This window comes from Serratia sp. GW822-FHT06E05, assembly GCF_058799445.1.
In genome coordinates this window covers 1311026-1337610 of sequence record NZ_JBXALM010000001.1, presented here as the reverse complement: position 1 = coordinate 1337610, position 26585 = coordinate 1311026, and the positions used below count along the sequence as shown (strand labels likewise).

Annotated in this window: 27 protein-coding genes; 15 read left to right on the top strand and 12 right to left on the bottom strand. The window is 55.8% G+C overall.

Annotated elements, in window-relative coordinates; genetic code table 11:
- Positions 1–6: 6 nt before the first annotated feature.
- A complete protein-coding gene (locus tag AC1RKC_RS06265; RefSeq protein ID WP_020825923.1) occupies positions 7–990 on the bottom strand; it encodes a nitrilase family protein in 984 nt (327 codons plus the stop codon).
- 94 nt (positions 991–1084) lie between these two features.
- Between AC1RKC_RS06265 and AC1RKC_RS06260 the strand changes: the two genes are divergently transcribed.
- Positions 1085–1972: a LysR family transcriptional regulator gene (locus tag AC1RKC_RS06260; protein ID WP_493091840.1), complete on the top strand. Its 888-nt coding sequence runs from the start codon at positions 1085–1087 to the stop codon at positions 1970–1972.
- Here AC1RKC_RS06260 and AC1RKC_RS06255 read toward each other — a convergent pair.
- The 6 genes from AC1RKC_RS06255 to ltnD all read right to left on the bottom strand — a co-directional run bounded on the left by AC1RKC_RS06255 (position 1967) and on the right by ltnD (position 7611).
- Positions 1967–2497 carry a GNAT family N-acetyltransferase gene (locus tag AC1RKC_RS06255; protein WP_258089989.1) on the bottom strand — a complete coding sequence of 177 codons (531 nt, stop codon included), beginning with the start codon at positions 2495–2497 and terminating at the stop codon, positions 1967–1969. The two genes, AC1RKC_RS06260 and AC1RKC_RS06255, sit on opposite strands and share 6 nt — an antisense overlap.
- A 52-nt stretch (positions 2498–2549) precedes the next feature.
- Positions 2550–3920, bottom strand: a complete 1371-nt coding sequence (locus tag AC1RKC_RS06250; RefSeq protein ID WP_122077826.1) for a GntP family transporter — start codon at positions 3918–3920, stop codon at positions 2550–2552.
- A gap of 105 nt (positions 3921–4025) precedes the next feature.
- Positions 4026–4802 (bottom strand): HPr family phosphocarrier protein, encoded by a 777-nt coding sequence (locus AC1RKC_RS06245; RefSeq protein WP_046374115.1) that lies wholly within the window; start codon positions 4800–4802, stop codon positions 4026–4028.
- A 3-nt stretch (positions 4803–4805) separates the two neighbouring features.
- The gene (otnC, locus tag AC1RKC_RS06240; protein ID WP_020825928.1) at positions 4806–5438 is read right to left on the bottom strand and encodes a 3-oxo-tetronate 4-phosphate decarboxylase; all 633 of its coding nucleotides are present in this window, start codon (positions 5436–5438) and stop codon (positions 4806–4808) included.
- Positions 5435–6697 (bottom strand): 3-oxo-tetronate kinase, encoded by a 1263-nt coding sequence (gene otnK, locus AC1RKC_RS06235; RefSeq protein WP_493091844.1) that lies wholly within the window; start codon positions 6695–6697, stop codon positions 5435–5437. Before otnK ends, otnC begins: the two co-directional genes overlap by 4 nt.
- Complete coding sequence (gene ltnD, locus AC1RKC_RS06230; protein ID WP_046374112.1) at positions 6697–7611, bottom strand: L-threonate dehydrogenase; 915 nt, start codon at positions 7609–7611, stop codon at positions 6697–6699. Before ltnD ends, otnK begins: the two co-directional genes overlap by 1 nt.
- Before the next feature lie 285 nt (positions 7612–7896).
- Between ltnD and ygbI the strand changes: the two genes are divergently transcribed.
- Entirely contained in the window at positions 7897–8667 is a 771-nt protein-coding gene (gene ygbI, locus AC1RKC_RS06225) for a DNA-binding transcriptional repressor YgbI (RefSeq protein WP_256813895.1), read from the top strand.
- A 75-nt stretch (positions 8668–8742) separates the two neighbouring features.
- Here ygbI and AC1RKC_RS06220 read toward each other — a convergent pair whose 3' ends face one another.
- Genes AC1RKC_RS06220 through AC1RKC_RS06210 form a run of 3 tightly spaced genes read right to left on the bottom strand, consistent with a single transcriptional unit; the run spans position 8743 to position 10749 of the window.
- Entirely contained in the window at positions 8743–9510 is a 768-nt protein-coding gene (locus tag AC1RKC_RS06220) for a molybdopterin-dependent oxidoreductase (protein ID WP_020825932.1), read from the bottom strand.
- Positions 9500–10108, bottom strand: a complete 609-nt coding sequence (locus tag AC1RKC_RS06215; RefSeq protein WP_020825933.1) for a cytochrome b/b6 domain-containing protein — start codon at positions 10106–10108, stop codon at positions 9500–9502. The genes AC1RKC_RS06220 and AC1RKC_RS06215 overlap by 11 nt, the downstream gene beginning before the upstream one ends.
- Positions 10109–10122: 14 nt before the next feature.
- Entirely contained in the window at positions 10123–10749 is a 627-nt protein-coding gene (locus AC1RKC_RS06210) for a hypothetical protein (protein WP_046374110.1), read from the bottom strand.
- A gap of 140 nt (positions 10750–10889) precedes the next feature.
- Here AC1RKC_RS06210 and AC1RKC_RS06205 point away from each other — a divergent pair, with 140 nt between their 5' ends.
- From AC1RKC_RS06205 to AC1RKC_RS06165, 9 genes are all read left to right on the top strand, one after another.
- On the top strand, positions 10890–11561 hold the full coding sequence (locus AC1RKC_RS06205; RefSeq protein ID WP_020825935.1) for a heavy metal response regulator transcription factor: 672 nt from the start codon (positions 10890–10892) through the stop codon (positions 11559–11561).
- Positions 11558–12982 (top strand): heavy metal sensor histidine kinase, encoded by a 1425-nt coding sequence (locus tag AC1RKC_RS06200; RefSeq protein ID WP_020825936.1) that lies wholly within the window; start codon positions 11558–11560, stop codon positions 12980–12982. The genes AC1RKC_RS06205 and AC1RKC_RS06200 overlap by 4 nt, the downstream gene beginning before the upstream one ends.
- A 582-nt stretch (positions 12983–13564) precedes the next feature.
- The gene (locus AC1RKC_RS06195; protein WP_254593240.1) at positions 13565–14353 is read left to right on the top strand and encodes a winged helix-turn-helix domain-containing protein; all 789 of its coding nucleotides are present in this window, start codon (positions 13565–13567) and stop codon (positions 14351–14353) included.
- A gap of 205 nt (positions 14354–14558) precedes the next feature.
- The gene (locus AC1RKC_RS06190) at positions 14559–15188 is read left to right on the top strand and encodes a LuxR C-terminal-related transcriptional regulator (protein ID WP_116690886.1); all 630 of its coding nucleotides are present in this window, start codon (positions 14559–14561) and stop codon (positions 15186–15188) included.
- 464 nt (positions 15189–15652) lie between these two features.
- Positions 15653–16240 carry a common pilus major fimbrillin subunit EcpA gene (gene ecpA, locus AC1RKC_RS06185; RefSeq protein WP_020825939.1) on the top strand — a complete coding sequence of 196 codons (588 nt, stop codon included), beginning with the start codon at positions 15653–15655 and terminating at the stop codon, positions 16238–16240.
- Between the two features lie 79 nt (positions 16241–16319).
- The gene (locus AC1RKC_RS06180) at positions 16320–16988 is read left to right on the top strand and encodes an EcpB family pilus assembly chaperone (RefSeq protein ID WP_020825940.1); all 669 of its coding nucleotides are present in this window, start codon (positions 16320–16322) and stop codon (positions 16986–16988) included.
- 79 nt (positions 16989–17067) lie between these two features.
- Positions 17068–19593, top strand: coding sequence for a CS1-pili formation C-terminal domain-containing protein (locus AC1RKC_RS06175; RefSeq protein ID WP_493092257.1), 2526 nt, complete (start codon positions 17068–17070; stop codon positions 19591–19593).
- A complete protein-coding gene (gene ecpD / locus AC1RKC_RS06170) occupies positions 19583–21217 on the top strand; it encodes a fimbrial adhesin EcpD (protein WP_020825942.1) in 1635 nt (544 codons plus the stop codon). The genes AC1RKC_RS06175 and ecpD overlap by 11 nt, the downstream gene beginning before the upstream one ends.
- 10 nt (positions 21218–21227) lie before the next feature.
- Positions 21228–21893 (top strand): fimbria/pilus periplasmic chaperone, encoded by a 666-nt coding sequence (locus tag AC1RKC_RS06165; protein WP_493091848.1) that lies wholly within the window; start codon positions 21228–21230, stop codon positions 21891–21893.
- A gap of 7 nt (positions 21894–21900) precedes the next feature.
- On the opposite strand, the gene AC1RKC_RS06160 is transcribed toward AC1RKC_RS06165, so the two are convergent.
- The gene (locus AC1RKC_RS06160) at positions 21901–23367 is read right to left on the bottom strand and encodes a sensor histidine kinase (RefSeq protein WP_115059432.1); all 1467 of its coding nucleotides are present in this window, start codon (positions 23365–23367) and stop codon (positions 21901–21903) included.
- A 3-nt stretch (positions 23368–23370) separates the two neighbouring features.
- Positions 23371–24084, bottom strand: a complete 714-nt coding sequence (locus AC1RKC_RS06155) for a winged helix-turn-helix domain-containing protein (protein WP_116690884.1) — start codon at positions 24082–24084, stop codon at positions 23371–23373.
- 150 nt (positions 24085–24234) lie between these two features.
- Between AC1RKC_RS06155 and AC1RKC_RS06150 the strand changes: the two genes are divergently transcribed.
- The 4 genes from AC1RKC_RS06150 to AC1RKC_RS06135 all read left to right on the top strand — a co-directional run bounded on the left by AC1RKC_RS06150 (position 24235) and on the right by AC1RKC_RS06135 (position 26565).
- Positions 24235–24846, top strand: a complete 612-nt coding sequence (locus AC1RKC_RS06150; RefSeq protein WP_116690883.1) for a cytochrome b/b6 domain-containing protein — start codon at positions 24235–24237, stop codon at positions 24844–24846.
- A gap of 10 nt (positions 24847–24856) precedes the next feature.
- A complete protein-coding gene (locus tag AC1RKC_RS06145) occupies positions 24857–25645 on the top strand; it encodes a molybdopterin-dependent oxidoreductase (RefSeq protein WP_493091851.1) in 789 nt (262 codons plus the stop codon).
- A 58-nt stretch (positions 25646–25703) separates the two neighbouring features.
- Positions 25704–26024: a pentapeptide MXKDX repeat protein gene (locus tag AC1RKC_RS06140; RefSeq protein WP_046374101.1), complete on the top strand. Its 321-nt coding sequence runs from the start codon at positions 25704–25706 to the stop codon at positions 26022–26024.
- Positions 26025–26094: 70 nt separating this feature from the next.
- Positions 26095–26565 (top strand): YkgB family protein, encoded by a 471-nt coding sequence (locus AC1RKC_RS06135; RefSeq protein WP_041414351.1) that lies wholly within the window; start codon positions 26095–26097, stop codon positions 26563–26565.
- The last annotated feature ends 20 nt before the right edge of the window (positions 26566–26585 follow it).

The following is a 26585-nucleotide window of genomic DNA, read 5'->3' as shown; positions in this document are numbered from 1 at the left end:
TGTCGGTCACTTGCCCAATTTTTGCGCCGGCTCCGTTGAAAACCGCGCGCTGCGGGCATCTCGCTCGTAGCCTTGCGGCTGCGTAAGAATGTCGTACAGTGCCGGTCGACGACCGTGGATCCAGCGGCGGCCCGTGCTGAGTGGGATCAGCGACAGATCAAGGTTGGCCGTGACCATCTGATCTTCTGCCGCCCAGGTTTCCGCCAGAATGCGGCCATAAGGGTCGAGGATCATCGCATTGCCGGTACGCACTTCGTCATCGTCACGTCCCACTCCGTTGCTGAATAACACAAACAAACCGTTGTCATGGGCACGTGCCGGGAGCCAGCGCATCAGCCAGCCACGCCCGTGTTCGCCACGAAACGCCGCCTCTATCGCCGCCGGATCCTCCTGCCGCCGTTGCCAAATTTCCAGTGGGATCGGCTTCATGCCGTGCGGGCTACGCGAATGAGTGCCGCCGGTCTGATGCGGTGCCAACAGCACCTCTGCCCCCAGCAATGCGGTCGCGCGGACATTCTCAACCAGGTTATTGTCCCAACAGATCAGCACCCCCATTCGGATACCCCATGGGGTGTCGAACACGGTGAAACTGTCGCCGCTGGCGATTGCCGGGTGTTCAAAGGCATGCAGTTTACGGTGAACGTGAAGCTTGCCGTCGGGCAGGCAGACGGCGTAGGCATTGTAATATTTGCCATCATCGCCCAGTTCAATCAGTCCGACGCCGATCGCCATGTTATAGCGTTCGGCCAGCGGGCGAATGCGCGCCAGCGAAGGGCTGTCGGCGATGGGCTCCGCCAGTGCGCCAATTTCACCGGCGCTGAGGTGGCGTACGTGCCAATAGCCGGTGATGCACATTTCCGGGAAGGTCAGCAGCTGGATCTGTTCGGCGGCGGCGCGGGTGATAAAGCCCTCGATCACCGACAGGTTGTAGTTTTTATCATTGGCGCGATGCTGAAACTGCACCGTCGCGGCGCGTAAAGAGTTTGTCATAGGATTACCTTTTGGCTGTTATCTGGCGTTGATTACAGCAAAGCCATTGATTACTGTATAATCAATTAAATTCCTTTTTTGATAACCTAACGGAATGGATATACGACAACTCCGCGCCTTCGTGGTGCTGGCCGAACAGGGCAATTATCGCTTGGCGGCAGAGCGGCTGTGCATCACTCAGCCGGCGCTGAGCAAACAGATCCAGGCGTTGGAAACGCTGCTGGGCGCCCGCTTGTTTAACCGTGGCCGTCAGGGGGCGCAACTGACCGCCAGCGGCCAACGGCTATATCCTGAAGCTCAAACGTTAGTCGCTCAGCATCTGCAGTTTCAGCAGCGAGCCGTGCAGGTGGTACGGGGGGAGGTGGGGCGGTTGGCGATCGGCTTTGGCCTGTCCAGCTTTCATCTGGCGCCGCAGTTGGTGGCCGCTTTCCGTCATCGCTTTCCCGAGGTTGCCGTGGGGTTGGAAGACTTGCCTTCAGAACGGCAATATCAGTTGCTCTTGCAGGGGGAGCTGCAGGTGGGATTTGTGCGATTACCTGTCAGTACGCCGTTGCGTGCCAGTGCGTTGCTGAGTGACCGATTGGTGCTGGCGGCGCCTTCGGCGCTGGCGCTGCGGGCGGACACCCTGATGGAGCAATTCAATACCTTGCCGTTGTTACAGTTGACGCCCAAGCGTGGGCGCGGGCTGAGCGACCAGTCGCTGCGTTTTATTGCCGCCCATCAACTGGCACCTAACGTGGTACAGCAGGCCGGTGATATTCAAACCTTGCTGGCACTGGTTGCCGCCGGCATTGGCGTTGCTCTGCTGCCGCATAGCGTCACGCATATTGCGCCGGCGGGCATCGATATTCTGCCGCTGAGCGGCGAACAGACCCAATGGCAAGTCGGTATCGCCTGGAACCCGCAGCAGCCTGATGCGCTACGGGATAACTTTGTCGAGGTGGCTTTGGCTACCGCGTCGGGTCAGGTTGCCGGCTTATAGCGGGCAGTGCATCACCAGAATTGGGCTTTGGTGGTACTCGCTGTGATGACTTTCGCTGAAACCGACTTTCTTCGCCAATGCCAATGAGGGCTGATTTTCTGGGGAGATAATGCATACCGCCTTATCGCCCGGTAAATGGTCTTTGCCCCAGGCCAAAGCCGCGCGCAGCGCTTCGGTGGCATAGCCTTTACCCTGTGCCGAGGTCACCAGCGTCCAGCCCATTTCGGGAGCATCAAGCGCCGGATGGATATTGCGCTGGAAGTCGGAAAAACCGATGCCGCCAAGGTAAGCGCCGCTGACTTTATCGCGCACGGCCCAGTAGCCATAACCCAGCAACGCCCAGTGGCCGACGTAGCGCATCAGGCGGCCCCAGGAATCTTCACGATCTCTCGGCGTGCCGCCGATATAACGAACCACTTCAGGATCGGCCCACATGGCGGCCAACGAGTCAAAGTCGTCCAGCGTATGCGCATCAAGGCGTAAACGTTCGGTAAGCAACAGCGGTGCGGTAGTGATAAGAGGCATTATTTTTTTCCTGCACAGAGCCAGAGGCGGTCTGTGCAGTATGCCAGAGAAATTACACCGCCAGCCACAGTAACCAGGTGAACAGGAAACCGCTCAGGCCAAGGATCGTCGTCAGTACCGTCCAGGTTTTCAGGCCATCGGCGACCGAAAGTCCGAGGTATTTGGTGACGATCCAAAAGCCGGAGTCATTTACGTGCGACAAGCCCAGCCCGCCGAAGCAGGTGGCGAGAGTGACCAGTACCAATTGCAGCTGATTAAGCCCGCTAACCGCTTCCGATAACAGGCCACCGGTCGTGAGTATCGCTACAGTAGCGGACCCCTGAGAGGCGCGCAGCGCCAGCGAAATGATAAAAGCTGCCGGGATCAACGGCAGGCCGATGGTGGTCAGCACGTCTGCCAATGCCTTGCCCACGCCTGACTCCACCAGGACTTTGCCGAATACGCCACCGGCACCGGTAACCAGGATCACCACCGCGGCGGTCGGCAGAGCGCCCCCCATGACGTCGCTGGTGTGTTGCAGGCTCCAGCCGCGACGAATGGCCAGGAAGTAGAATGCCAGCAAGAGGGCAATCATCAGCGCTACCGCCGGTGAGCCGAGCAACGAAAGCGTGTCACGCAGTGCTGAACCCGGCTCGAGCAGCGTGGCCGAAACGGTGCCCAGCATGATAATCGCGATAGGAATGACGATCAGCGCGGCCACCAACCCGGCGCCAGGCGGATTGATGCGGTCGCTTAATGGTGCTTTGCCTTCCGGCGCCGGTTCGGGCGCCGCCAGCTGCAGCTGTTCCAGTACCTCAATCGACAGTGGATAAGTTTTACGATTCAAATGCTTGGCTGTGAAATAACCGATCACGCCTACCGGAATACAAATCGCGAGACCGATAATGGTCAGCCAGCCAATATCGGCGTTCAGCAGCCCGGCTGCGGCGACCGGGCCTGGATGTGGCGGCAGGGCGACGTGAACCGTCAGCATTACGCCGGCCATCGGCAGGCCGAACTTCAGCGGCGAAACTTTAGCGACCTTGGCAAAACCGTAGATGATGGGCGCCAGGATGATAAAGCCGACGTCGAAAAAGACCGGAATGCCGAGAATAAATGCGGCGATGGTCAGGGCGGCCACGGTATGTTTCGGCCCCAAAGCTTTGCTGAAGCGCTGGGCCAGCGATTCGGCACCGCCAGAATGTTCGATCATCCGGCCGAGCATCGCGCCCAGGCCGATGATAATGGTCACCGAACCCAGTACGCCGCCCATACCTGCGGTCATCACTTTCATCACTTCGCCGGTAGGAATGCCGCTGGCCAACGCCACCAACAGACTGACCACCAGCAAGGCGACAAAGGGTTGGATCTTGGCCTTGATGACCATCAGCAAGAGCAGTACCACACCTAATACGGCAATCATCAAAAGCATAGAGGTAGACATGAAATAGCCTTTAATCGGGTAAGAGTCAGGCACCGCGATCGCCGGCTGGCGATACGGGTGCGTTTAATTTTTATGTTTTGGAAATCCCTGGGTTGGCGCAGTGCCTTACTGGTAAGGTCTTAGCCAATCAAGCCCGACGGTGGTATCGCCACGCGGCCGGTATTCACAACCGATCCAACCTTGATAGCCGATGGCGTCCAGTTGGTCGAACAGCCATGGGTAATTCAGTTCGCCGTCGTCCGGTTCATGACGATCCGGCACCGAGGCAATCTGAATATGGGCGTAGCGGCCGGCCAGCGAATGCATCAGCCCGCTGATGTTGCCGTCTACCAACTGAGCATGGAAAAAGTCGAACTGCACGAAGACGTTCGAGCGATCGATGGCCTCGACCAGTTCGGCTGCCTGGTGCTGACTGGAAAACAGATAATGCGGCTTAACCTGTGGGCTGAGCGCTTCAATCAGCACCTTGATGCCGTGCTGGGCGAAGCGGTCTGCGGCATAGCGAATATTATCGATAAAGGTATCGCGATAGCGCTGCCAGTCCGCTCCAGGGGGAACGACGCCGGCCATCACGTGCACGTTGGGGCAGTTCAGCGCAATGGCGTAAGCCAGGGCGCGATCGATATCCGCACGCGCATCTTGCTCGCGGCCCGGCACCGCCGCCAGCCCCCATTCGCCGGCTTCGGCATTGCCCGGCGCGGTATTAAACAGCACCTGCTGCAAACCGTTGCTGCGCAGTTGTTCCGCCAGCAATTCGGCCGGATAGTCATAGGGAAACAGGAACTCGACTGCCGTGAAACCTTCGGCTGCGGCAGCCTCGAACCTTTCCAGGAATGGCAGTTCGTTAAACATCATCGATAAATTGGCGGCAAACTTAGGCATGGTTCAGCTCCGTAGTTCGGTAATTTCATCATCGGTCAAATAGCGTATTGGGCGGTCGCCGAGGGTGAAAATCAGCCTGGCGGCATCTTCCATCTCTTCGGTATTATCCGCTGCCGCCCGCAGATCCTTGCCCGTAACCACCGGGCCGTGATTGGCCAGCAAAAAGGCGCGGTGGGTCGGTGCCAGTTTGGCCAGATCTTCCGCCAGCCGTAAATCACCCGGGCGGTAGTACGGCACCACCGGCACCTTGCCGACCCGCATCACCACATAAGGGGTGAAGGGTTTTATGGCATTCTCCACGTCCAACCCTTGCAGGCACGATAATGCGGTGAGGTAGGTACAGTGCAGGTGCACCACCGCTTTGCACTCTGGGTTATTCAGATACAGCGCACGATGAAAGCTGATCTCTTTCGAGGGTTTGTCGCCGGACAGCCATTCGCCGTTCAGGCTGACTTTCGACAGCCGCTCGGCCTGCAGTTCGCCCAGGCAGGATCCGGTCGGGGTTGCCAGCAGCGTGCCGTCCGCCAGCAACAGCGAAAGGTTACCGGCGGAGCCCGTGGCGTAGCCGCGTTGGAAGAACGAGGCTCCGAGGCGCACCATCTCTTCGCGTGCCTGTTGTTCGATTGTCATTGTCATAATGGGAATTCCGTTTGTGCCCGGGCGAAAAAGTTATCATCGCCAAAATTGCCCGATTTAAGGGCCAGTGAAACCGGTTGTTCGATGGCGCGAACCCAGGGTACGCCGGGAGAGATGCAGGGGCCGATGTGGAAGCCGCGAATGCCCAGCGCCTGCGTCACTACGCCAGAGGTTTCGCCACCGGCAACGATAAAGCGACGGTACCCTGATTGTTGGAGCTGTTTAACCACCCCGGCAAACAGTGACTCCACTGCCTGACTGGCTGCAGCCATGCCATATTGTTGCTGAACCTGCTGCAGTTTCTCTGGTTCGGCGGTGGCATACAGCAGCGGGGCCAGCGGGGCATTTTCCTGCCGCTGTACCCAGGCGGCCAGTTCTGTGACATAGGCCGCGCGGTCAGCTTCGCTAAGGCAACGCGCCACGTCGATAGCCATGGCCGGGGCCTGTTGACGATATCGGGCGACCTGTCGATTGGTCATGACGGAGCAGGAGCCGGACAGGACCACCGCTTTCTCCCCCTGTGGGGCTCCCGCGGCCTGCGGACGATCTTGTCCCGGCTGAGCCCATTGCCGTGCGAGGCCGATGGCCAGGCCGGATCCGCCGGTCACCAGCTTCATATTTTTCAGCGCTTCGCCCTGGGTCAGCAAGTGCTGCTCATTGAGCGTATCCAGCACCGCATATCGCACGCCTTGCTGCGCCAGCTGTTGCAGCTTTTCCACCACCGCGCCGGCACCGCAATCCATCTCTGCGGCCGTTACCAGTCCGCAGCGTCCCTGAGCCTGTGCTTCCATTAACCGCAGCAGGTTACTGTCGGTCATCGGCGTCACCGGGTGGTGGCGCATGCCGGACTCCGACAGCAGTTGATCCAACACAAACAGATAGCCCTGATACACCGTCCGGCCGTTGACCGGCAGCGCCGGGGAAATCACCGTTTGGCTTTCGCCCAGCGCATCAAGCAGCGCATCGGTCACCGGGCCGATGTTACCCTGCGCAGTGCTGTCGAAGGTTGAGCAATATTTGAAGTAAAATTGCCGACAGCCCTGGCGCTGCAGCCAGGCCAGCGCCTGCAAAGATTGTTCAACTGCCTGCAAAGGTGGGCAGGATCTTGATTTCAGGCTGATAACGACCGCTTGCGCTTCAATCGGCATTTCATCATGCGGTACGCCATTTAACTGCACCGTCGACAGGCCGTTTTCCACCAGAAAGCTGGCAATGTCGGTCGCGCCGGTAAAATCATCTGCAATTACGCCGAGCAGCATTATGCGTTCTCCTTCTTTTGCGGCAGGTCGATACCGGAGAAGATTTTGATCACTGCGCTGTCGTCCTCTTTGCCGAAACCGGCATTGCTGGCGGCGGTAAACATATTAAAAGCGGTAGATGCCAGCGGCAGCGGGAAATGCAGTGCTTTGGCGGTATCCGCCACCAGCCCCAGATCCTTCACGAAGATATCCACCGCCGATTTGGGCGCATAGTCGCCGTCAACCACGTGACGCATACGGTTCTCGAACATCCAGGAATTGCCGGCCGCGTGGGTGACGACGTCGTACATGACATCCAGAGGAATACCGGCGCGGGCAGCCAGCGCCATGGCCTCGGCTCCGGCGGCGATGTGCACCCCGGCCAGCAATTGGTGGATGATTTTCACCGTGGCACCCAGGCCAATCTCTTCACCAATGCGATAGACCTTGCCGGCAATGGCGTCCAGCACCGGCTGCAATTGTTGGAATGTGGATTCTGCGCCGGATGCCATCACCGTCATTTGGCCTTCAGCCGCCTTGGCTGCGCCACCTGAAACCGGAGCGTCAAGCATGTTCAGGCCAAGCGCCAGCAGTTGTTGTTCTATCTGCCTGGCATCGGCAGCGGAGATGGTGGAAGAGACCATGACTGGCGTATTGGGCTTCAGTTTCGCCGCCAGGCCGTTTTCGCCGAACAGGATCTGCTTGACCTGAGCAGCGTTAACCACCAGCAGCAATAACGCATCTAACTCAGAGGCGAATCCATCTGCGCTGGTGGCAGCCTGTTTGGCCCCGGCCTGCTGCAATGTGGCCAGCGCCTGTGGGTTAAGATCGACACCATAAGTCGTTAGCCCGGCATTAATGCACGACTTCGCCGCCCCCATTCCCATGGAACCTAACCCTACGATGCAAACTGCAAAATCCCCTGGCTGTGTCATTTGGCACCTCGTGTTAATTTTAGTGATAATTTGTTTTGTTGTGTTAAATGTAAGCGCATTGATGCGCTGAGTCAGCGATCGATATCACAATTATTAACATTGAGAGAAGCCTTAATAGATGCGCTTAAAAAGGTTGATGTCGAGTTATCTCACTGTTTTAAAAATATTTAAAATAAGTCATCGATACCATGAGCGATCTCACAGCCTGTAAAATGGCTGCTTTCATCGAACGAAAATTGACGTAAAATCACAATTATTATCACTGCGGTAAAAAGAGAGGGAACCGTGATACCTGTAGAACGCCATCAGCAAATTTTAGCGCTGGTATCAGAACGCGGGGTGGTCAGTATTGCCGAATTGACCGAGCGGCTGGGAGTGTCGCATATGACGATTCGCCGCGATCTGCAAAAACTGGAGGAGCAGGGCGCGGTACTGGCAGTGTCAGGCGGGGTGCAATCTGCTGAACGGGTGGCGATTGAACCTTCTCATCAGGATAAGGAAGGGATGTACAGCCAACAGAAAGCGGCCATCGGTCAGTTGGCTGCCCGGCAGGTCCCGCCCAACAGCTGCATTTATCTGGATGCGGGCACCACTACGCTGGCATTGGCAAAGCATCTCAGTGAGCGCGAAGATCTGACGGTGGTCACTAATGATTTTGTGATTGCGGGTTACCTGATAGAACACAGCCAGTGCAAGATCATTCACACCGGCGGCACCGTCTGTCGTGAGAACCGTTCCTGCGTTGGTGAAGCGGCGGCTCAGGCGCTACGTGGGTTGTTTATCGACCTGGCGTTTATTTCCGCTTCATCCTGGAGCATGCGCGGCCTGTCGACGCCCAATGAAGATAAGGTGATGGTGAAGAAAGCCATCGTTGACGCCAGTCGCCGCTGTATCCTGCTCAGCGATACCTCAAAATACGGTAAAATAGCCACCTATCTGGCGTTGCCGATTGCGGTATTTGACGCGATTATTACCGATGATAATCTGCCCGCCGCAGCGCGAGAGGCGATCATGCAGGCGGATATCACGCTGATGACGACCGGGGAGAAAAGCTGAACATAGCCTCGTATTAACAGCGTCGGAATAAATGCACCAGCGGGGGTGAGCTCTCTGCGCAGCGCTACGCAGAAATTAAATGCCGCTGAACCAGTTATAGCCCTGATCTTCCCAGTAACCGCCGGGATTGGTATCGCTGACGAAAATGGCGGCGATATGTTTGGCGTTCTTGAAGCCCAGCTTGGTCGGCACCCGCAGCCGCAGCGGGTAACCGTAATCGGCCGGCAGCGCCTTGCCGCCGAAATCCAGCGCCAGAATGGTTTGTGGATGCAGGGCGGTGGCCATATCGATGCTGGAATAGTAACGATCCGCGCATTTGAATCCGACGTAACGGGCGTTCAGATCCGCCCCGATGTGCTGCAGGAAATTGCGCAGCGGCACGCCACCCCATTGGCCAATGGCGCTCCAGCCCTCGATGCAGATTAACCGGGTTATCTGGCTTTGCTGCGGCAGGCGTTGCAGTTGCTCCAGCGTCCAGGGGGCCTTTTTTTCTACTTTACCGGAGACTTCCAGCCGGTAGCTGGCGAGATCCACTTCCGGAACGTTGTATTCCGGGTAATACGCGTTGAACGGGAACGGATGGGTAATCTGATCCGAACGGTAGGTCTGCGCCAGCTTTTGGCCGTTGAACAGCCAGGCTTGCACCCGATCGTTCCAGCGGGACATTGCCCACAGCACTTTATCCACCTGGTCACCATCCTGCAGGTTGCAGCCGGTCAGCATGGCGACGCCACCCAGCGTCAGGCCGGAGCGAAGCATCAGGCGGCGCTGCAAATTAACCAGCTGTTTCTTTTGTGCCGGTTCCAGCCCCGGTGCCATGGGGCGCTGTTTTTTATCCGTCATGTTTGCCACCCGTTATCATTGCCCACAGCGTGCGCGGCACGATAATCACCATCAGCAGGTGAATCACCACAAATAAGCCAATGCCTGCCATGGCGAAAAAATGTACGTAACGCGCAATGTCAAAGCCGCCGAACAGGCTAACCAAACCTTGTAACTGCACCGGTTTCCAAATGGCTAGTCCGGAGAGCACCAGCAGCAGCCCCAGAAGCAGTACGCCGAGGTACATCAGCTTTTGAATGGCGTTGTAATGACCATGCTGATGTTTGAGCCGCAGCGTCACGGCTTGCCAGATATCGCGCCGCAGCGCGCCGAGGCCAAGCGGCAGCAGATCGCGCCGCAAGTGGCCGCTGAACAGGCTCCACAAGACATAACAAAGCGCGTTGCAGGCCAGCAGCCACATCACCGCCAGATGCCAGCCGATCGCGCCGCCCAGCCAGCCGCCGAGCGTGACTTGCGGTGGAAAGCGGAAGCCGAACAGCGGCGAAGCGTTATAGATTTCCCAGCCGCTCATGAACATGCAGACCATGGCGAACAGGTTAATCCAATGGGTCAGGCGGACCGGCCAGCGATGCACCGGCCGCGGCGCGTTGCTTTTCATCATGCACTCCTGAATTACATCGGTGGAACGGTACCGTCTTTGCCGGCAGAAATGCGGGTAGCAACGCGTTCGCCCTTATCGTCCGTGGCGGAGAACAACACGATATGCGCGCCCGGTTTCAGCAGGCTGCGGTCACCGGGATCCAGAGTGACGATCGGCACATCTTCCGGCACGTTAACGGTTTTCTGCTGGTTACCGTAGGTCACGGTCAGGGTGCGGCCGTTGGACTTCACCAGTTTGCCCACGGTGCCGTTGGTCATGGTGTCGACCTTACCGTCGGCGGATTCCCAGGCCGAGTGGCCTTCGCCAGTGCCGCGCAGGCTGGCTGCGAACACGTGCACTTCCAACGCTTTCAAAGAGCCGTCCGGCTGCGGTACGGCAGCGGTGCCGATAAAGCTGTCCGGCTTGATATCATCCAGCGTGCCCTTCGACACGCTCAGCACTCGGGTCTGGTCATTGAGCTTGACGCTGACCTTTTCCCCTTTGCGATCGGTGACCTGCAGGCTGGTGTCGCTCACCTGATCGATAACGCCACGCAGCGGGGCAATCACCTTGCCTGGGGTTTGCGCTGCGGCGGCCGCACCGCTGCACAGCATGAGAGTGGAAAGCAGTAAACCGGCAAAACGATGACGGGTAATCATAAGGTTCTCCTTTGTTTAGGTTGCCGGTTAAGCATGGTTGAACACCGGGGACAGCACCATGTCCGTTTGATGACATTAATGTCATCAAGAATGTCCGCCAGAACTGCTAGTATTTCCGCAAGAGTCATGAGGTGGCGATAATGCGAATACTGGTGGTTGAAGACGACATCAGCACGGGTGATTACCTGAAAAAGGGGCTGGGAGAGGCGGGGTACAGCGTCGATTTGGCACGTAACGGCACCGACGGCCTGTTTCGGGCACTGGAACACGGCTATGACGCTATCGTGCTGGACGTAATGTTGCCGGGGCTGGACGGCTGGCAGATTATCGAGGTACTGCGCAAGAAAAGTGATGTGCCCATTCTATTTCTGACCGCACGAGATGGGGTGCAGGATCGCATTCATGGCCTCGAACTGGGTGCCGATGATTACCTGATTAAGCCCTTCTCCTTTACGGAACTGGTGTTGCGTCTGCGCACTTTGCTGCGGCGTGGCACGGTACGTGAAGCCGATCACTATGTGATAGCCGACCTGCAGCTCGACGTACTGCGCCGTAAAGCGGTGCGGCAGGAGCAGGTGATCGCGCTGACCAATAAAGAATTTATGTTGTTGCATCTTCTGGTACGACGTGAGGGGGAGGTATTGTCACGCACCATGATCGCCTCCCAGGTTTGGGACATGAACTTTGACAGCGATACCAACGTGGTGGATGTCGCCATCAAGCGGCTGCGTGCCAAGATTGACCGGCCGTTCGAGGTCAAGCTGATCCACAGCGTGCGTGGTATCGGCTACGTTTGCGAACCGCGTTCATGAAGGCCGTGATCCAGCGTTGGCGCGTCTTGTCACTGACGTTGCGCAGCGCCATGTTGTTTGCGCTGGTGGCGGCTCTGGTGGTTAGCGGCGCGGGCGGCTACCTGTACGGTGCAATGCGTCAGGAGATGACTACCCGTAGCGATTTGCAGGTTACCGGCCGGGTGGAGTATTACCGCAATTTGCTGAGTCAGCGTTTTCCGTTGGAGCGTCTGACGGCGAATACCGGCCTGTTCGAAAATATGCTGGGTAACGAACAGGACGTGCTGATTTTTCAGCAGCCGGGGAAAAAACCGTTAATCAACGTGAATCCGGCGAGGTTGATCCTGCCACCGGTGATCCCGACGCCGGTCGGCACGCCGCAGCGCTTGAGCGCGGTTCAAGGCGGAGTTACCGCTCAAGGAGTGCCATTGCGAGCTGCATCGGCACTGGTCAGGCTGGAGGACGGTAACCTGCTGCAAATCTCGGCTGCCCATGTGATGGTCAATGAGCAGAAGATGCTGGCGCGTTATCTCTGGCGGATCGTCGCCGCCGTCGCGGTGGCATTTATTCTGATTGCATTGCTGGGATACTGGGTGATGCGCCGCGGACTGCAGCCACTGTGGCGAATGGCGGCGCAGGCGGCGGTGATCACCCCGAACACGCTGTCGACTCGCCTGAGCGAGCACGGGGTACCGAAGGAATTGCAGCAACTGACCCGTTCGTTCAACGCCATGTTGGATCGCCTGAATGAAGGTTATCTGCGCCTGACGCAATTCTCCGCAGATTTGGCCCATGAAATCCGCACGCCGGTAGGGGCACTGATGGGGCACTGTCAGGTAGCGCTGTATCAGGCGCGCAGTGTGGAAGAGTATGAAACCTTGTTGTCGAACAACATGGAGGAGCTGGAGCGTATTTCCCGTATGGTGGAAAATATTCTATTTCTGGCGCGCGCCGGCGAAGGGCAAGCGGTGTTGAACCCTCAGCGGCTTGATGTGGCACAAGAGCTGCAACGGGTGGCTGACTACTTCGAAGGTTTGGCGGAAGAACGCGGCATTACGTTGGTCTGCCAGGGAGAAGGGCAATGGATGGCGGATGCCATGCTGTTTCAGCGCGCATTGAGTAACCTGGTCTCCAACGCGGTACGCTATGCCGATGAAAACAGTCAGGTACAGCTGCAGGCTGTCAGTCAGGCCGATGGTGGGCTGGCGATACTGGTTATCAATCAGGGCCCGCCGATCTCCCCGGCGCATCTGAACAAATTGTTCGACCGCTTCTATCGTGCCGATGCCGCCCGCAGTTCCGGCAGCCATGCCAGCGGACTGGGGCTGGCGATCGTCCGTGCGATCATGACACTGCATGGCGGCACAGCGCACGCCCATTGTGTTGTCGAAGAAAATACTGCTCGCATCACCTTCAGCCTGATATTCCCCGCGCAAGAATAGCCTATTTCCCACGCCGGATTTGATTGGCTGGGTCGGCCAAATCCGTTTATCCGGCCTGGTCGAAACTATTTACTTTCATTTACCGCTGGGCTAACCCAATCACCTCCGGATCAAAAGATTAATTCTGACCAGAATTAGGGCAATGTTGCGGCCTAGGCCCGGTTTTTTGGCGGCGACCCCTTTTGGCAAAATTCACTCATCATTATGTTGTTATTAAAATTGCTTGCATTAAAGGAATGACGAGAATTTTCAGCTTAAAGGCGGTAATTTACAAAACAAAAAACTAACTTTAAGATCTTTTACATATAAATATATCAATGATGTGGATGTTTGTATAATCTTTGGTTATGGCATATGAGAAAATTCTTATATCAAAAATGATAAGGTGAGAAATATTTACTTTGTGGCGTTAATTGATTTTCAGAAGGGTCAGTGGCTAAGGTTGGCTAATTAACCTGATTAAATATTGCTTAATATTCTATTAACATTTAACGCCGGCGATAAATAATCCTAGAGTGAAACCTGTGAAAAATGAAATATAGAATTAATGACCACATCATTTTTGACGTGGATACGGGAACCATGAGCCTGACAGAGTTTCCTGACGATCCCATCTCTATTTCCAATCCGTCGAAGCGGTTACTGCTGCTATTGATTACGCATCATGGCGAGCCAGTGGGGCGGGAGGTAATATTCAAGAAGGTTTGGGATGATTATGGCATGGTGTCAGGCAACAATAATCTTAACCAATGTGTGAGTAAATTACGTCGGGTTATTAAAAATCTGGGCATTGAGGACGAGGTGATTGTCACCGTCCCCAAGGTCGGTTTTATGCTGCGATATGAAATTATGGTGGAGTCTTGCGAAGGGCCGGAAGATCGTTTCGTAAATGGAGATATAAATTCCCCTCCACCGGCGCCGGTTCAAGCGGAAATCGCGCCTTCGTCAGGCTCTTCAGCCGCAGCCGAAGCGGTTTATACCGGGTATTCCCGGCGCTGGTGGGCGATAGTCAGCGTTGTTGCATTGGGGGTAATTATGCTGGCGGTTGGCATTACCACCTATCTCACCGGTTCGGTTTCCCGGCAAGAAATCTATCTGGGCAAAGTCAGCAGTTGTAAGGTGTTTATGTCGATGCCGGGCGCCTCAGCTGCCGTCAGTGCTGCTCTAAGTCGCGACATTCTGGCCTATGCGGGCCCGCAAACGGCAGAGTGCAGCGGTGACGAATTCCTGTTGGTAGTACGCAGCAATCAGGTACGTTCTTACATTTCGGGCATTTCCCGACTGTTTTTTCTGCGCTGTCGCATTTTACGCGAACATCGGGTAGAGATTTGCTCTGGACTCGAAAGCGACAACGCCGCAATTCTTAATTAATCATCAATCGGTGTCAGGATGAACGCCACCCCGGGGGAAAGGAATATGCCACCAATCTTTATTGTCTTGATATTAAATACTTAATTTTCACCACATGGTTAATAATGCAGCATTTATTCGATGCAAGCCTTATATTTTGCTCGCCGGCGCTGCCTTGCATTTCCGCGCCAACCGCTTTTGTGATACCTAATTATGGTAATAGATTATGAAAAATATCTCTTTCAGGGAGGACATTCTCTTTTTCGAACCCAACCCCTGGGTGAGAAAAGGATTACGGGCACTTATTGGAACCGAACCCATACACTACCAATTTGTGCACAGCATCAGGGCAGTGGAGGCAGGGTTAAAGGAGAATGAGAAACAAATCCTCATAATGGAGCTGTATAATGAAAGTGAGAGTTTGTATGATGTATTACATTTCATCCTGACGATAAAGGATATTTGGCCCAAGACGCCACTGATCATATTTACTGAAGTGACCAATGCCAGCATATTGACCATTCTGGCTGCTCAAACGCATTTATCCCTGGTGGCCAAAGACGATCCCTTGGATTGCCTGTATCAGGCCATTGACGCTGTGGGTACGGGGGTAAGTTACCGTAGTCCGGCGATTCAGGAAGCGTTGATATCCGCGGTAGAACCCTTGTCCCGTAGCGAATGGCAAATATTGGCGATGATGATCGCCGGCGCCAATCCGCGACATATCGCCAGTATTACCCATCGCAGTTGTAAAACGGTCAGTAGCCATAAACTGAATATCATGCGTAAGCTGAGGCTTAATCAAGCAGGGTTTATGCGCCTGATTTTGGCATTCAGGACTCAACACCCGGCCTAAAAATTCGCCGTCGGTTGTAATGGCACACGCCGCGCCGGCGGTTTAATACTTTCTCGTTCCAAGCGCTTATCCCTTTATTTCCTGCCAGCCACCCAGATGAATTGATCTGCATCAAATTAAACATCCTACAAAAATAAACCTGTCGCCCTTATTTATGCGCTGACGCAATAGTGCGTTTTATATACCGTTAACGTGGTTTTAGAGGGGGTGAAAACAATAGGTGTTTTGTTCCCTGCAGCATCATTACATGGCCCTTTTAACTTACTGGAAGCAAAATAAACATTAAAGTAAGAATAAAAATCTAAATATTTGACCATTGGTAGTTAATGGTTCTTTTTTGATTTGATGCGGTTACTCTTTTCTCCGTCAAGCAGACTGGCTAAAAGCACTCATGCAAGTGACTGATTAAGGCACGTCAGGCTAATGGACGCACAATCATATTTAAAGTTGAAGGGAGTTTTACCATGAAGAAAATTACACTGGCTCTGGCAATCATTTCCGCCTTCGCTGCGGTCAGCACTGCTCAAGCCGCCGACGTTACCGCTCAGGCGCTGGCTACCTGGTCTGCTACCGCGAAGAAAGACACCACCAGCAAACTGGTTGTTACCCCAATCGGCAGCCTGTCTTTCAACTATGCGGAAGGCATCAAGGGTTTCAACAGCCAGAAAGGTCTGTTTGACGTGACCGTAGAAGGGGATGCCACTGCAACTGCCTTCAAACTGACTTCTAAACTGGTTTCAAACACCCTGACTCAGCTGGATACCTCTGGCTCAACCCTGAATGTCGGCGTGAACTACAACGGCGCAGCGGTAGAGAAAACGGCGGAAACCACCATGATCGACACCTCTGCCGGCATTTTGGGTGGCAACCTGAGCGCGTTATCCAACGCTTACAATCAGGCTGTCCGCACCAGCGCACAAGATCAGTTCACTTTCACCATTATTGGCGCCACCTCTGACGGCACCACTGCGGTCACCGACTTCAGCACCCTGCCGGAAGGTATCTGGAGCGGTGATGTGAGCGTGGAATTCAACGCCACCTGGACTGCGTAATCCCCGAGTTGCTGGTTTAGAGCAGGGGGCAATCCCCTGCTTATTCCACCCCGCTGAAGAACGTCACTGGAATACCGTTATGAAACGACTCTCTCTCGCCGCCTGCCTGTTGCTATCGCTGTCTCAACCTGTTTTCGCGCTCGACGTCGGTGAGATCAGCTCGTTCATGCACAGCGATAGCGCGCGTCTGAGTAAAGAAATCAAGAACACCACCGACAGCGGTCGTCTGGTGAATATCAAGATCGAACGAATTTCCAGCCCGCTGGAGTCCGGCACGGTGCTTCCGATGGGCAGTAAAGATGAAATGTTGCTGTCGCCGGCCAGCCTGATATTGCCGGCCAATGCCAGCGATGTGATCCGTTTCTATTACAAAGGCCCCAGCGACAACCAGGAACGGTATTACCGCATTGTCTGGTTCGATCAGGCGTTGAGCGATGTGGGGAAAAACTCGGCTAAACGCAACGCGGTTGCCACCACATCGGCACGTATCGGCACCATTTTGGTGGTGGCGCCACGGCAGGACCAATTCGACTATCAGTTTGCCGACGGCCAGATCAAAAACACCGGCAACGCCACCTTTAAGGTGGTGGCCTACGGTAATTGCCGCGACAAGAAAGAGGGGAATGACTGCAAGGAAAACTATTTCGTCATGCCAGGCAAGGCTCGAGCTTTCAGCAAGGTGGATGTCAGCGACAAGAAGGGTCGCGTTGCGCTGTGGCATGGCGACCAGTTTATCCCGGTGAAATAACGGACGGCGTAACCCACGGCAAAGCCTATACGGAATGGAACTCATAACAAGAATTCAAGGAGTGGATGTGAAAGGTGCGCTGGATGATGTGTTGTTGAAAACCCTGCTTGCCGCCGGCGCGCTTGTGCTTCCTGCCGTGCTGTTGCCGGGTCAGACGACGATGGCTGCCGGACTGACCCAGATTGATGGCGTCTTGATCCCCCAGACCTTCAGCCTGGCGTTGCGCGAAGGCATGAGCATCCCCCTGCTGTTGCACTTTGAAAAAAACAGCGGTGTAAAAGACGACCGCCGTATTGGCCATGCCTTTTTGTACCTCGAAAACGACCAACTAAAAATTCGCCAAATTACCCTGGAAGAGGGTGACGAGGGGACACTGCTGACTGCGGAAACCATCAAACAGCTGCAGGCACTGCAGGAGGCCGCATTTGATCGGCAGCAGCGTATTGCGCTGACGCCCGACGCCTGGCTGGCGCTGGATTTCCGCCAGCTCAATTTACAGCTGGTGGTGAAAGCGTCCGCGATGGGAACCCTGCTCCGCGCGCGCTCCAGCGACATTGGCGCGTCGAGCGTCAATGCCGTCAGCAGCACGCTGGACTATAACCTTGGTATTTACGATAACCGCACCCGTGCCAGCGAGGGCAACACTTCCAGTTACCTGTCACTCAACAGCGTTACCGCTTTGCGCGAGCACCACGTGGAAGTGAACGGTTCGATTTACGGCATCGGCAGCGGCGACGAAAACGCTACGCTGTATAAGGCGATGTACGAGCGCGATTTTGCCGGCCGCCGCTTTGCCGCCGGTATGCTCGACAGCTGGAACCTGCAGTCGCTGGGGCCGGTCACCACCATCAACTCCAGCAAGATCTACGGCCTGTCCTACGGTAACCGTGCCAACTCTACCGTTTTTGATAACAGCCAGTCGCTGACGCCGATCGTGGCATTTTTCCCATCGGCGGGGGAAGTGCACTTGTCGCGTGAAGGGCGGCTGCTCAGCGTACAAAATTTTGCCATGGGTAACCATGAAGTGGATACCGGTAACTTGCCTTACGGCATTTATGACGTCGAAGTCGAAGTGGTGGTCAACGGCAAGGTGGTAGATAAGCGCATGCAGCGGGTGAACAAACTGTTCAGCCCCAATCGTGGTGCCAATGCGCCGCTGGCCTGGCAGTTTTGGGGCGGAATGATCCGTATGGACGACTGGCGCGGCGATGACCAACGTCAGCGACCGGCGAAAGATTCTTATCTGCTGGGTGCCTCTGCTACCGGCAACGTAAACAGGCTCAACTGGGCGCTGTCCGGCTATTCGTTTGACAGCAATGCGGTCGGTGAAAGCCGCATCAGCGTACCGCTCACCGAGTCGATTCAGTTCAACCTGCAGAACATGGTGGCCTCCGACAGCTCATGGAGCATGGTTAACAGCGTCAGCGCAGCACTGCCTGGCGGTTTCAGCAGTGTGTGGATCAATCAGGAAAAAACCTCGATTGGCGACAAACTGCTGCAAAACGATGCATATAACCGTGCCATTGGCGGCACGATGAATTTTGGTGCGCTATGGTCGCCGTTGGGTAGCCTGAGTCTCAGCTACAACGACGATAAGAAGAACAACAGTCATTACTACAACGCCGATTATTATCAAAATGTGTTTACCGGCCGCTTTGGTACGCTGGGCGTACGCGCCGGCATACAGCGCTATAACAACGGTGGTTACAGCGCAAATACCGGTAAATATATTGCGCTGGACTTCTCTTTGCCGATGGGCAATTGGCTCAGCGCCGGAGTTTCCAATCAAAACGGCTATACCACGGCTAACCTGGCGGCGCGCAAGGATATTCAAAACGGGCCGATCCGCACCCTCGGCGCCAACCTGTCGCGGGCGATATCCGGGGACACCAACGGCGATAACAGCCTTAACGGCGGTGCATACGCGCGCTTTGATACCAAATATTCCGCCGGTACGGTCAACGTCAGCAGCTCCGCCGACGGTTACGTCAACTCAAGCCTGTCCGCCAGCGGCAGCGTGGGTTGGCAGGGGCGTGATATTGCGGCCAGCGGCCGAAGCGAAGGGAATGCGGGCATCATCTTTAATACCGGTATTGAAAACGACGGCATGCTGACCGCCCGGGTCGACGGACGGACGGTCAAGCTGACCGGCAATAAAAACTATGTGCCGTTGTCGCCGTACGGTCAGTACGAAGTGGAGTTGATGAACAATAAAAACTCGGCGGAAAGCTTCGATATCGTCACCAAACGCAAGAGCAAGCTGACGCTGTATCCGGGTAACGTGGCGGTGATCACGCCAGAAATCAAACAGATGGTGACGGTGTTCGGTCGCATCAAGGCTGAAGACGGCACGCTGCTGGCCAACGCCTATATCAAAAACCATATCGGGCGCACCCGCACCGATGACAAAGGCGAATTCATTATGGACGTCGATAAGAAATTCCCGGTTATCGACTTTACGCATAGCGGTAACCAGAGCTGCGAAGTGGATCTGGATCTGAGCAAGGCTCAGGGCGCCGTGTGGGTCGGTGACGTGGTCTGTACCGGGCTGAAAACCTATGCCGGCAACAATATGCAGGCAGGAGAAACGATCAATGAAGGCTAAAATTGCGCTGCTGCTTATGCTGTGGGTGGCCCTGCCGTTGCGTGCGGCGGTTACCGTTACCAACTGGCCAAACGCCGCGACCGTGAAGTTCGTGTTCGTTGAAAACAACGCCGACGACAACTTTTTCGTTACGCCGTCCGGGGTGCTGGATCCGCGCATGACCGGTGCGAATAAATGGACCGGCCTGAAATACGGCGGCTCCGGCACCATTTATCAGCAGAGCCTGGGCTATGTGGACAATGGTTATAACACCGGCCTGTCGGCGAACAACCGCTTTGACATGTGGCTGGAAAATGCCCCGATAAAAAATCCGTTCCTCGGCCTGCGCTGCATTAACTGGTATGCGGGCTGTAATATGGACACCAGCCTGATCCTGCCGCAAAGCACCGATGAAAAAGGGTTTTATGGTGCGGTGGTGACGCCGGGCGGCGCAAAATGGATGCACGGCATGATGTCGCCGAGTTTCTACCAATATTTGCAGCAGATGGCCCCCGGCGATGCATTCAGTATGCAGATTAACAGCTGCCAGACCTCGGCCACTTATGATGCCGGCGCTGGGGGACGGTGCCAGAACCAGGCCAGCGGTAATTGGTATAAACGCACCGTGACCCACAGCAAGGCCGCGCATCTGCGCTTTATCAACACCAACGCGGTATCGGAAGTGTTTGTTAACAGCGACGGCGTGCCGATCATCGGTGAGGGGAATGCCGACTGTAAAAACCAGACTATCGGTGCGCGCGCCGGCATCATGTGCAAAATGGTCAGCTACGATCTGCAGACCGATGGCAGCGTCAGCAATACCTCGATTCACGTGTTCCCGGCCATTAACCATGCGGCGCTGTCCTCGGCGGTTAACGCCGCCGACCTGCAGTTCAGTCTGAACGGCAACACCTGGAAAAACACTTCCGGTACCGGCAGCTATTACACCTTTAACGAGCTGAAAAGCAGCAATGCCATCTACGTCTTTTTCGCCAGCAACTTCTTTAAGCAGATGGTGAAGCTGGGGATCTCCGACAGTGGCACTCGCGACCTGATTAACTTCCGCTTCCAGAACACCACGTCGCCGGAGTCCGGCTGGTATGAGTTTTCCACCTCAAACCAGCTGATTATTAAACCGCGCGATTTCAGCATTAGCATTATTTCTGACGACTATGACAATACCCCTCATCGTGAAGGTTACGTTGGACCGGGTGAGCCACCGCTGGAGTTTACTTATATTGTTACCACCAGTGGTAAAACCGCTGCCGATGAGGTGAGAGTCATGGCCAGCGGCCCGACACAGGCCCTCAGCGGCAGAAGCTACTGCATTTTTTCCTCGGCGGATAACAGCACCAAAGTACCGTTCCCGGCGACGCTGAGCATCACTACCAGCACCAACGGGCAGCAGGATTATGACGCCGGCTGCGACGGGCAGTGGCATGACATGACGAATGCGTTATGGAGCAGTACGCCGTGGAATGACATTTCCGGCGAGGTAGGGGTGTTAAACAAAACACGAGTGAAATTCAGTATCCCGATGAATAACCCGATTTCACTGAGGACGATTGAAGGTAATGGTTGGTACGGCGACGTTAGCGCTGCCGGTGAGATCCATGTTGAAGCCACCTGGCGCAACATTAACTAGGGGAAAGGCTGTGAGAAGCTTGCTGCTCGGGCTGCTGTGCCTGCCATTTTATACCAGCGCGATTAACGTTGGCACCCTGACGTTCGCGATGGATCAGGACCAATCCTTCACCGCCAAGCGGGTGCTGAACAATAACCGCAGCGCGCGTATTTATCAGGTGACGCTGCGGGCCATTGATCGACCGGGTGATAGCGAAACGCGGAGCAAACCGGCCGATGGCGAACTGCTGTTTGCCCCTCGTCAACTCCAGCTGCAGGCGGGACAGAGCGAATATTACAAGTTCTTTTACCGCGGGCCGCAGGATAACCGCGAACGCTATTACCGGGTATCGTTCCGAGAAATTCCGACCCGCTTATTCGATCCCGCAGGGCAAAAGGCAACTGGCGTGACGCTGGAGCCAATCGTGGTAATGGACACCATTTTGGTGGTGCGGCCACGTCAGACCAATTTTGCCTATCGGCTCGATTCACAGCGCGGCACCGTCACCAATACCGGCAACACCTACTTCAAGCTGTTGATCAAGCCCGGTTGCGACAGTACCGACGAAGAAGGGGTAACCGAATACCTGCGTCCTGGCGATACTTTGACTCATGCCGGTATTCGCCAGAAAGGGCAGAAATTTATTATCTATAACGACAAATTTATCAGCATCGATAAAAGCTGCCTCAACGAATAATAACGCGCTAACGCAGCGGGATTGAGAAGCGGAAGCAGGCACCGCGTTGCGGTTGTTCGATCAGTTGGATATCGCTGTCGTGCAGCAACAAAATGCGCCGCACGATCATCAATCCCAGCCCGCTGGCGTGGCGACGCGCGCTGCTCAGAATAGAAGGGCGAACGAACAGATCGGCGCGCAGCTCCTGTGGGATACCGGGGCCACTGTCGTTAAGTTGAACCAGCACCTTGCCTGCCTGCTGCCAGAGTCGCACTTCAATCTCGCCCCCCTGTGGCGTGTGACGAATAGCGTTGTCCAGCAGGTTGGTCAACACGCGTTCAATCATGCTGACATCGGCGAACACCAATGGAATGCCCGGGGCGATATCAGCCAGCAACCGTTGCTGGCGAGCCTCGGCTGCCAGCTCGAACTTCTGGAACACATCCTGCACCAGCTCGCTGAGCGAGAACGGCTCTTTCTGCGGTTTCACCACGCCATACTCCAGTCGTGCCAGCTCGAACAGCTCCTGCGCCAGCCGACCGACCTTGCGGCTCTGCGCCAGCGCGATCTCCAGATAGCGTTGGCGATCGTTTTCACTCAGGCTGGCCGATTTTACCGACAGCGTTTCCAGGTAGCCGTGCAGCGAAGTCAGCGGGGTACGCAGGTCGTGCGAGATATTGGCGATAAACTCGCGGCGCTGTTGGTCCTGCTGTGAAAGCGACTGCCACTGTATGGCGATGCGTTGCGCCATGCTGTTGAAGGCTTGCTGCAGACGGCTGACCTCGTCGCGTCCGGCGGCGTCGACCGGCAGCGCGGCATAGGCCTGTACCGCAGCGATGCCGCCGCTGTCCAGCTCGCTGACCTGACGCGTAAGACGACGGATTGGCCGGGTGACCCAATAGAACGCGAATCCGCCGGCCAACAAGCTGAACAGCACCATCAGGCCCGATGACCACAGCGCCATGGAAACCGCAGAGCTAAACAGCGCGTTGCTGGCCAGCGCGTCGTAGTCTTCGCCCAGCAGCACCACATACAAATAGCCTTCAACCTGGCCATTGACCTTCAGCGGTGCGGCGCTGAACACTTTTCTGGCATTCGGGTTGCGCGGGTCATCGCCGTAAACCGGCATGCTGGCGCCATCGAACAAGGCCTGCAGCGGCAGCAAATCCACTTTCTGGCGTTTCAGGTGGCCGGCCGGCGCGGCGTTGCCAATGATATTGCCCTGTTTGTCGAGCAGGTAGACCTCAACGCTGGGGTTTACCGCCATCAGTTGATCGAACAGGCTGTGAACCGAGGGGGCGTTCAGCCCGTTTTGCCCCAACAGCGGGTTACTGTCGGCAATGTGCTGCGCCAGATTACCGGACAACCGCTGGATCACCGCCTGGCTGTACTGGGTACTGCTGCGCACCTGCATCCAGCCGGATATGGCGCAGCTGACTACCATCAGCAGTGCGAAGATCAGGGTCAGACGTTGCGTTAACGTAAGGTTTTTCATGATTCACTCTTGCGGCGCTGCCGCGAATTTGTAGCCCATACCCCACACGGTGAGGATGCGCTCGGGTTCCGCCGGGTTGCTTTCAATCTTGATGCGCAGCCGGTTGATGTGGGTATTCACGGTGTGCTCATAGCCTTCGTGCTGATATCCCCACACCTGGTTGAGCAGGCTCAAGCGGGAAAAGACCTTGCCGGGATGTTTGGCAAAAAAATACAGCAGGTCGAATTCACGCGGCGTCAGGTCGATGGCTTGATGATTCAACAGTACTTCACGCGCAATCGGATCGATGGTCAGGCCGTTAAAGCTCAGCGTGCCGGCGTCCATTTTCAGGTTGCGGCTCATGGCTTCCTGACGGCGAAACAGTGCCTTAACCCTGGCCACCAGTTCCAGCATCGAAAAGGGTTTGGCGAGGTAGTCGTCGGCACCGAGCTCCAACCCCAGCACGCGATGTACCTCGCTGGATCGCGCGCTGGTGATGATGATCGGCGTGTAGCGCGTCATGTTGCGCGCACGGCGGCAGATCTCCAGCCCATCGATCCCCGGCAGCATCAAATCGAGGATCAATGCGTCCCAGCCGCCCTGTTCCAGCATCGCCATCCCCAGATTGCCATCGGCGGCATGGCTGATGTCATAACCCTCGTCGCGCAGATGTAACTGCAGCAGCTCTGCGATATTGCCGTCATCCTCGACGATTAAAATTTTCTTTGGCTTTTCCATTCTCTCACCGCTGATTGCCAGGCCTTAGTGAAGTCTACACAACCGCCGAAGCCGGAGTTATCACATTTTATTTAACTTTGCGTGAGGTCTTGGGGAACAAATCAGACGGATACTCAGCCCATCGAAACCGCCACCGTCAGGAGAGACGTCATGGCCATGTCCATTACGCCGGAGAAACCCGCACTGATCCACCCGCTGTGGCTGCGCCTGACGCATTGGCTGAATGCGTTGGCGATGCTGATCATGGTCACCAGCGGGTGGCGCATCTACAACGCTTCCCCGCTGTTCAACTTCAGTTTTATCAATGAGCTGACGCTAGGCGGTTGGTTGGGTGGGGCGCTCCAATGGCACTTCGCCGGCATGTGGCTGTTTGGGATCAACGGGTTGTGTTATCTGCTGATCAATCTGTTCAGCGGCCGTTTGAAACGCAAATTTTGGCCGCTCAGCCCAAAAGCCTTGTTGAGCGATCTGCTGGCGGCGCTGCGGGGCAAACTCGGTCATAGCGATTTGCGTCATTACAACATGGTGCAGCGAGCTGCTTATCTGTTTGTGATGGTGGCAGGCGTAGTGATGGTGATGTCTGGCCTGGTGTTGTGGAAGTCGGTGCAATTTCCGCTGCTGCGCGAATTGCTCGGCGGCTATGAAGCGGCACGTTATATCCACTTTTACGCCATGTCGGCGCTGGTGGGGTTTGTAGTAGTGCACCTGGTCATGGTGGCGCTGGTACCACGCACGCTGTTGGCCATGCTGCGTGGACGTTAAGGAGAACCCGATGAAAACAGATAAACCCCTTATCAGCCTGAGTGAAGGCCGGGAGATTGTCAGGGAAGCACAGCAGTTGCTGGCGCGCCAGTTGACCTCCTCTTCACGCCGCCGTTTTCTGCGTAACGGGTTGACGCTGGGTGGCATTGCGATGCTCTCCGGCTGTGATATTAGCGACAACACCCATGTGGAGCAGGCGTTGAGCCGTATTTCGCGCTTTAACGATCGGGTGCAGGGGTGGCTGTTTAACGCCGACCATTTGGCACCAGTGTATGCCGAGTCGCAGATTACTCGTCCGTTCCCGTTCAACGCGTTTTACGCCGAGGAAGAAGCGCCGGATATCAATGGCGAGGATTATCGGTTGGAGGTCAGTGGGTTAGTGCTGAATAAGCAGCCGTGGACCTTGCCGCAATTGCACAGCATGACGCAAATCAGCCAGGTGACGCGCCATATCTGCGTTGAGGGTTGGAGTGCCATCGGTAAGTGGGGGGGCGTACCCTTTGCGCAATTTCTGCAGGCGATCGGCGCGGACCTGAGCGCCAACTATGTCAGCTTCAAATGTGCCGACGACTACTACACCAGCATCGATATGGCCACGGCGCTGCATCCGCAAACCATTATGGCGCTGACTTACGATGGCCAGATCCTGCCACGTAAATACGGCTATCCGATGAAGCTGCGCATGCCGACCAAACTCGGCTACAAGAACCCGAAACATATTCAGGTCATAGAGATCACCAACCGCTTTCCCGGCGGCTACTGGGAAGATCAAGGTTACAACTGGTTTGGCGGCAGCTAACGACGGCCCCAACTATCCCCGGCACACAGGTGCTTTTTAAATGAGAAAAGGAAATACCATGAAAAAGTTATTCGCAGTAATGATGTGTAGCGCGTTGATGTTAGGTTCCCTCGGTGCCAATGCCGCCGACAGCATGGGCAAAGACGCGATGAAAAAAGACGGCATGAGCCAGATGTCGCACGACGGTATGGCCAAAGACGGCATGAAAAAAGAGTGTATGGGCAAGGATTGCATGAAGAAAGACGGCATGGGCAAAGATGCCATGAAACATGATGGCATGAAGAAAGACAGCATGGGTAAAGACGCCATGAAGCATGACGGCATGAAGAAAGACAGTATGAGTAAAGACGCTATGCAAAAAGACGCTATGGGGCAGTAAGCCGCCGCGCCCCGCAGCCGGATGGACGTGGGTTTAATCCCGGCTGCGGGCAAGTACAACGGGAGGGACGATGGTTCAGACAATGTGGCTGCAGCGCTTTAAGCGCTCGAACTGGGACGTGGCCTTTGTGCGGCTGGCGCTGGTGGTGATCTTCGCCGCTTTCGGCTATGCCAAGTGGTTTGATTATGAAGCGCAGGGGCTGGTGCCTCTGATTGGTAATAGCCCGCTGCTGGCCTGGATGCACGATGTGTTTGGCATTCGCGGTGCCAGTTATGCGTTAGGGGTTGCCGAGTGGAGCTTTGGTCTTTTGCTGCTGGCCGGTTTTTGGTCGCGACGTTTGGGGTTATTGGGGGCGGTGGGATCGACGCTGACTTATCTGACGACCCTGACGCTGATCTTCTCCACTCCGGGGGCCTGGGAAGTTTCGGCCGGTGGCTTTCCGGCGATGGGGGGAGCCACCAGCTTTCTGCTAAAAGATCTGGTGTTATTGGCGGGTTCGATACTGCTGCTAAAAGCCGACTTGCCTGACGATATACCGTAAAAAAAGGCGCAGTTTTTAAA

Bases quoted from the DNA above. Each gene is read 5' to 3' on its own strand.
- AC1RKC_RS06145 (WP_493091851.1), top strand. From the start codon at position 24,857: ATGAAAACAGATAAACCCCTTATCAGCCTGAGTGAAGGCCGGGAGATT.
- ltnD (WP_046374112.1), bottom strand. From the start codon at position 7,611: ATGACACAGCCAGGGGATTTTGCAGTTTGCATCGTAGGGTTAGGTTCC.
- AC1RKC_RS06150 (WP_116690883.1), top strand. From the start codon at position 24,235: ATGGCCATGTCCATTACGCCGGAGAAACCCGCACTGATCCACCCGCTG.
- ecpD (WP_020825942.1), top strand. From the start codon at position 19,583: ATGAAGGCTAAAATTGCGCTGCTGCTTATGCTGTGGGTGGCCCTGCCG.
- AC1RKC_RS06135 (WP_041414351.1), top strand. From the start codon at position 26,095: ATGGTTCAGACAATGTGGCTGCAGCGCTTTAAGCGCTCGAACTGGGAC.
- AC1RKC_RS06205 (WP_020825935.1), top strand. From the start codon at position 10,890: ATGCGAATACTGGTGGTTGAAGACGACATCAGCACGGGTGATTACCTG.
- otnK (WP_493091844.1), bottom strand. From the start codon at position 6,697: ATGCTGCTCGGCGTAATTGCAGATGATTTTACCGGCGCGACCGACATT.
- AC1RKC_RS06250 (WP_122077826.1), bottom strand. From the start codon at position 3,920: ATGTCTACCTCTATGCTTTTGATGATTGCCGTATTAGGTGTGGTACTG.
- AC1RKC_RS06220 (WP_020825932.1), bottom strand. From the start codon at position 9,510: ATGACGGATAAAAAACAGCGCCCCATGGCACCGGGGCTGGAACCGGCA.
- AC1RKC_RS06210 (WP_046374110.1), bottom strand. From the start codon at position 10,749: ATGATTACCCGTCATCGTTTTGCCGGTTTACTGCTTTCCACTCTCATG.
- AC1RKC_RS06200 (WP_020825936.1), top strand. From the start codon at position 11,558: ATGAAGGCCGTGATCCAGCGTTGGCGCGTCTTGTCACTGACGTTGCGC.
- otnC (WP_020825928.1), bottom strand. From the start codon at position 5,438: ATGACAATGACAATCGAACAACAGGCACGCGAAGAGATGGTGCGCCTC.
- AC1RKC_RS06160 (WP_115059432.1), bottom strand. From the start codon at position 23,367: ATGAAAAACCTTACGTTAACGCAACGTCTGACCCTGATCTTCGCACTG.
- AC1RKC_RS06215 (WP_020825933.1), bottom strand. From the start codon at position 10,108: ATGAAAAGCAACGCGCCGCGGCCGGTGCATCGCTGGCCGGTCCGCCTG.
- AC1RKC_RS06195 (WP_254593240.1), top strand. From the start codon at position 13,565: ATGAGCCTGACAGAGTTTCCTGACGATCCCATCTCTATTTCCAATCCG.
- AC1RKC_RS06255 (WP_258089989.1), bottom strand. From the start codon at position 2,497: ATGCCTCTTATCACTACCGCACCGCTGTTGCTTACCGAACGTTTACGC.
- ecpA (WP_020825939.1), top strand. From the start codon at position 15,653: ATGAAGAAAATTACACTGGCTCTGGCAATCATTTCCGCCTTCGCTGCG.
- AC1RKC_RS06245 (WP_046374115.1), bottom strand. From the start codon at position 4,802: ATGCCTAAGTTTGCCGCCAATTTATCGATGATGTTTAACGAACTGCCA.
- AC1RKC_RS06260 (WP_493091840.1), top strand. From the start codon at position 1,085: ATGGATATACGACAACTCCGCGCCTTCGTGGTGCTGGCCGAACAGGGC.
- AC1RKC_RS06140 (WP_046374101.1), top strand. From the start codon at position 25,704: ATGAAAAAGTTATTCGCAGTAATGATGTGTAGCGCGTTGATGTTAGGT.
- AC1RKC_RS06155 (WP_116690884.1), bottom strand. From the start codon at position 24,084: ATGGAAAAGCCAAAGAAAATTTTAATCGTCGAGGATGACGGCAATATC.
- AC1RKC_RS06180 (WP_020825940.1), top strand. From the start codon at position 16,320: ATGAAACGACTCTCTCTCGCCGCCTGCCTGTTGCTATCGCTGTCTCAA.
- AC1RKC_RS06190 (WP_116690886.1), top strand. From the start codon at position 14,559: ATGAAAAATATCTCTTTCAGGGAGGACATTCTCTTTTTCGAACCCAAC.
- AC1RKC_RS06265 (WP_020825923.1), bottom strand. From the start codon at position 990: ATGACAAACTCTTTACGCGCCGCGACGGTGCAGTTTCAGCATCGCGCC.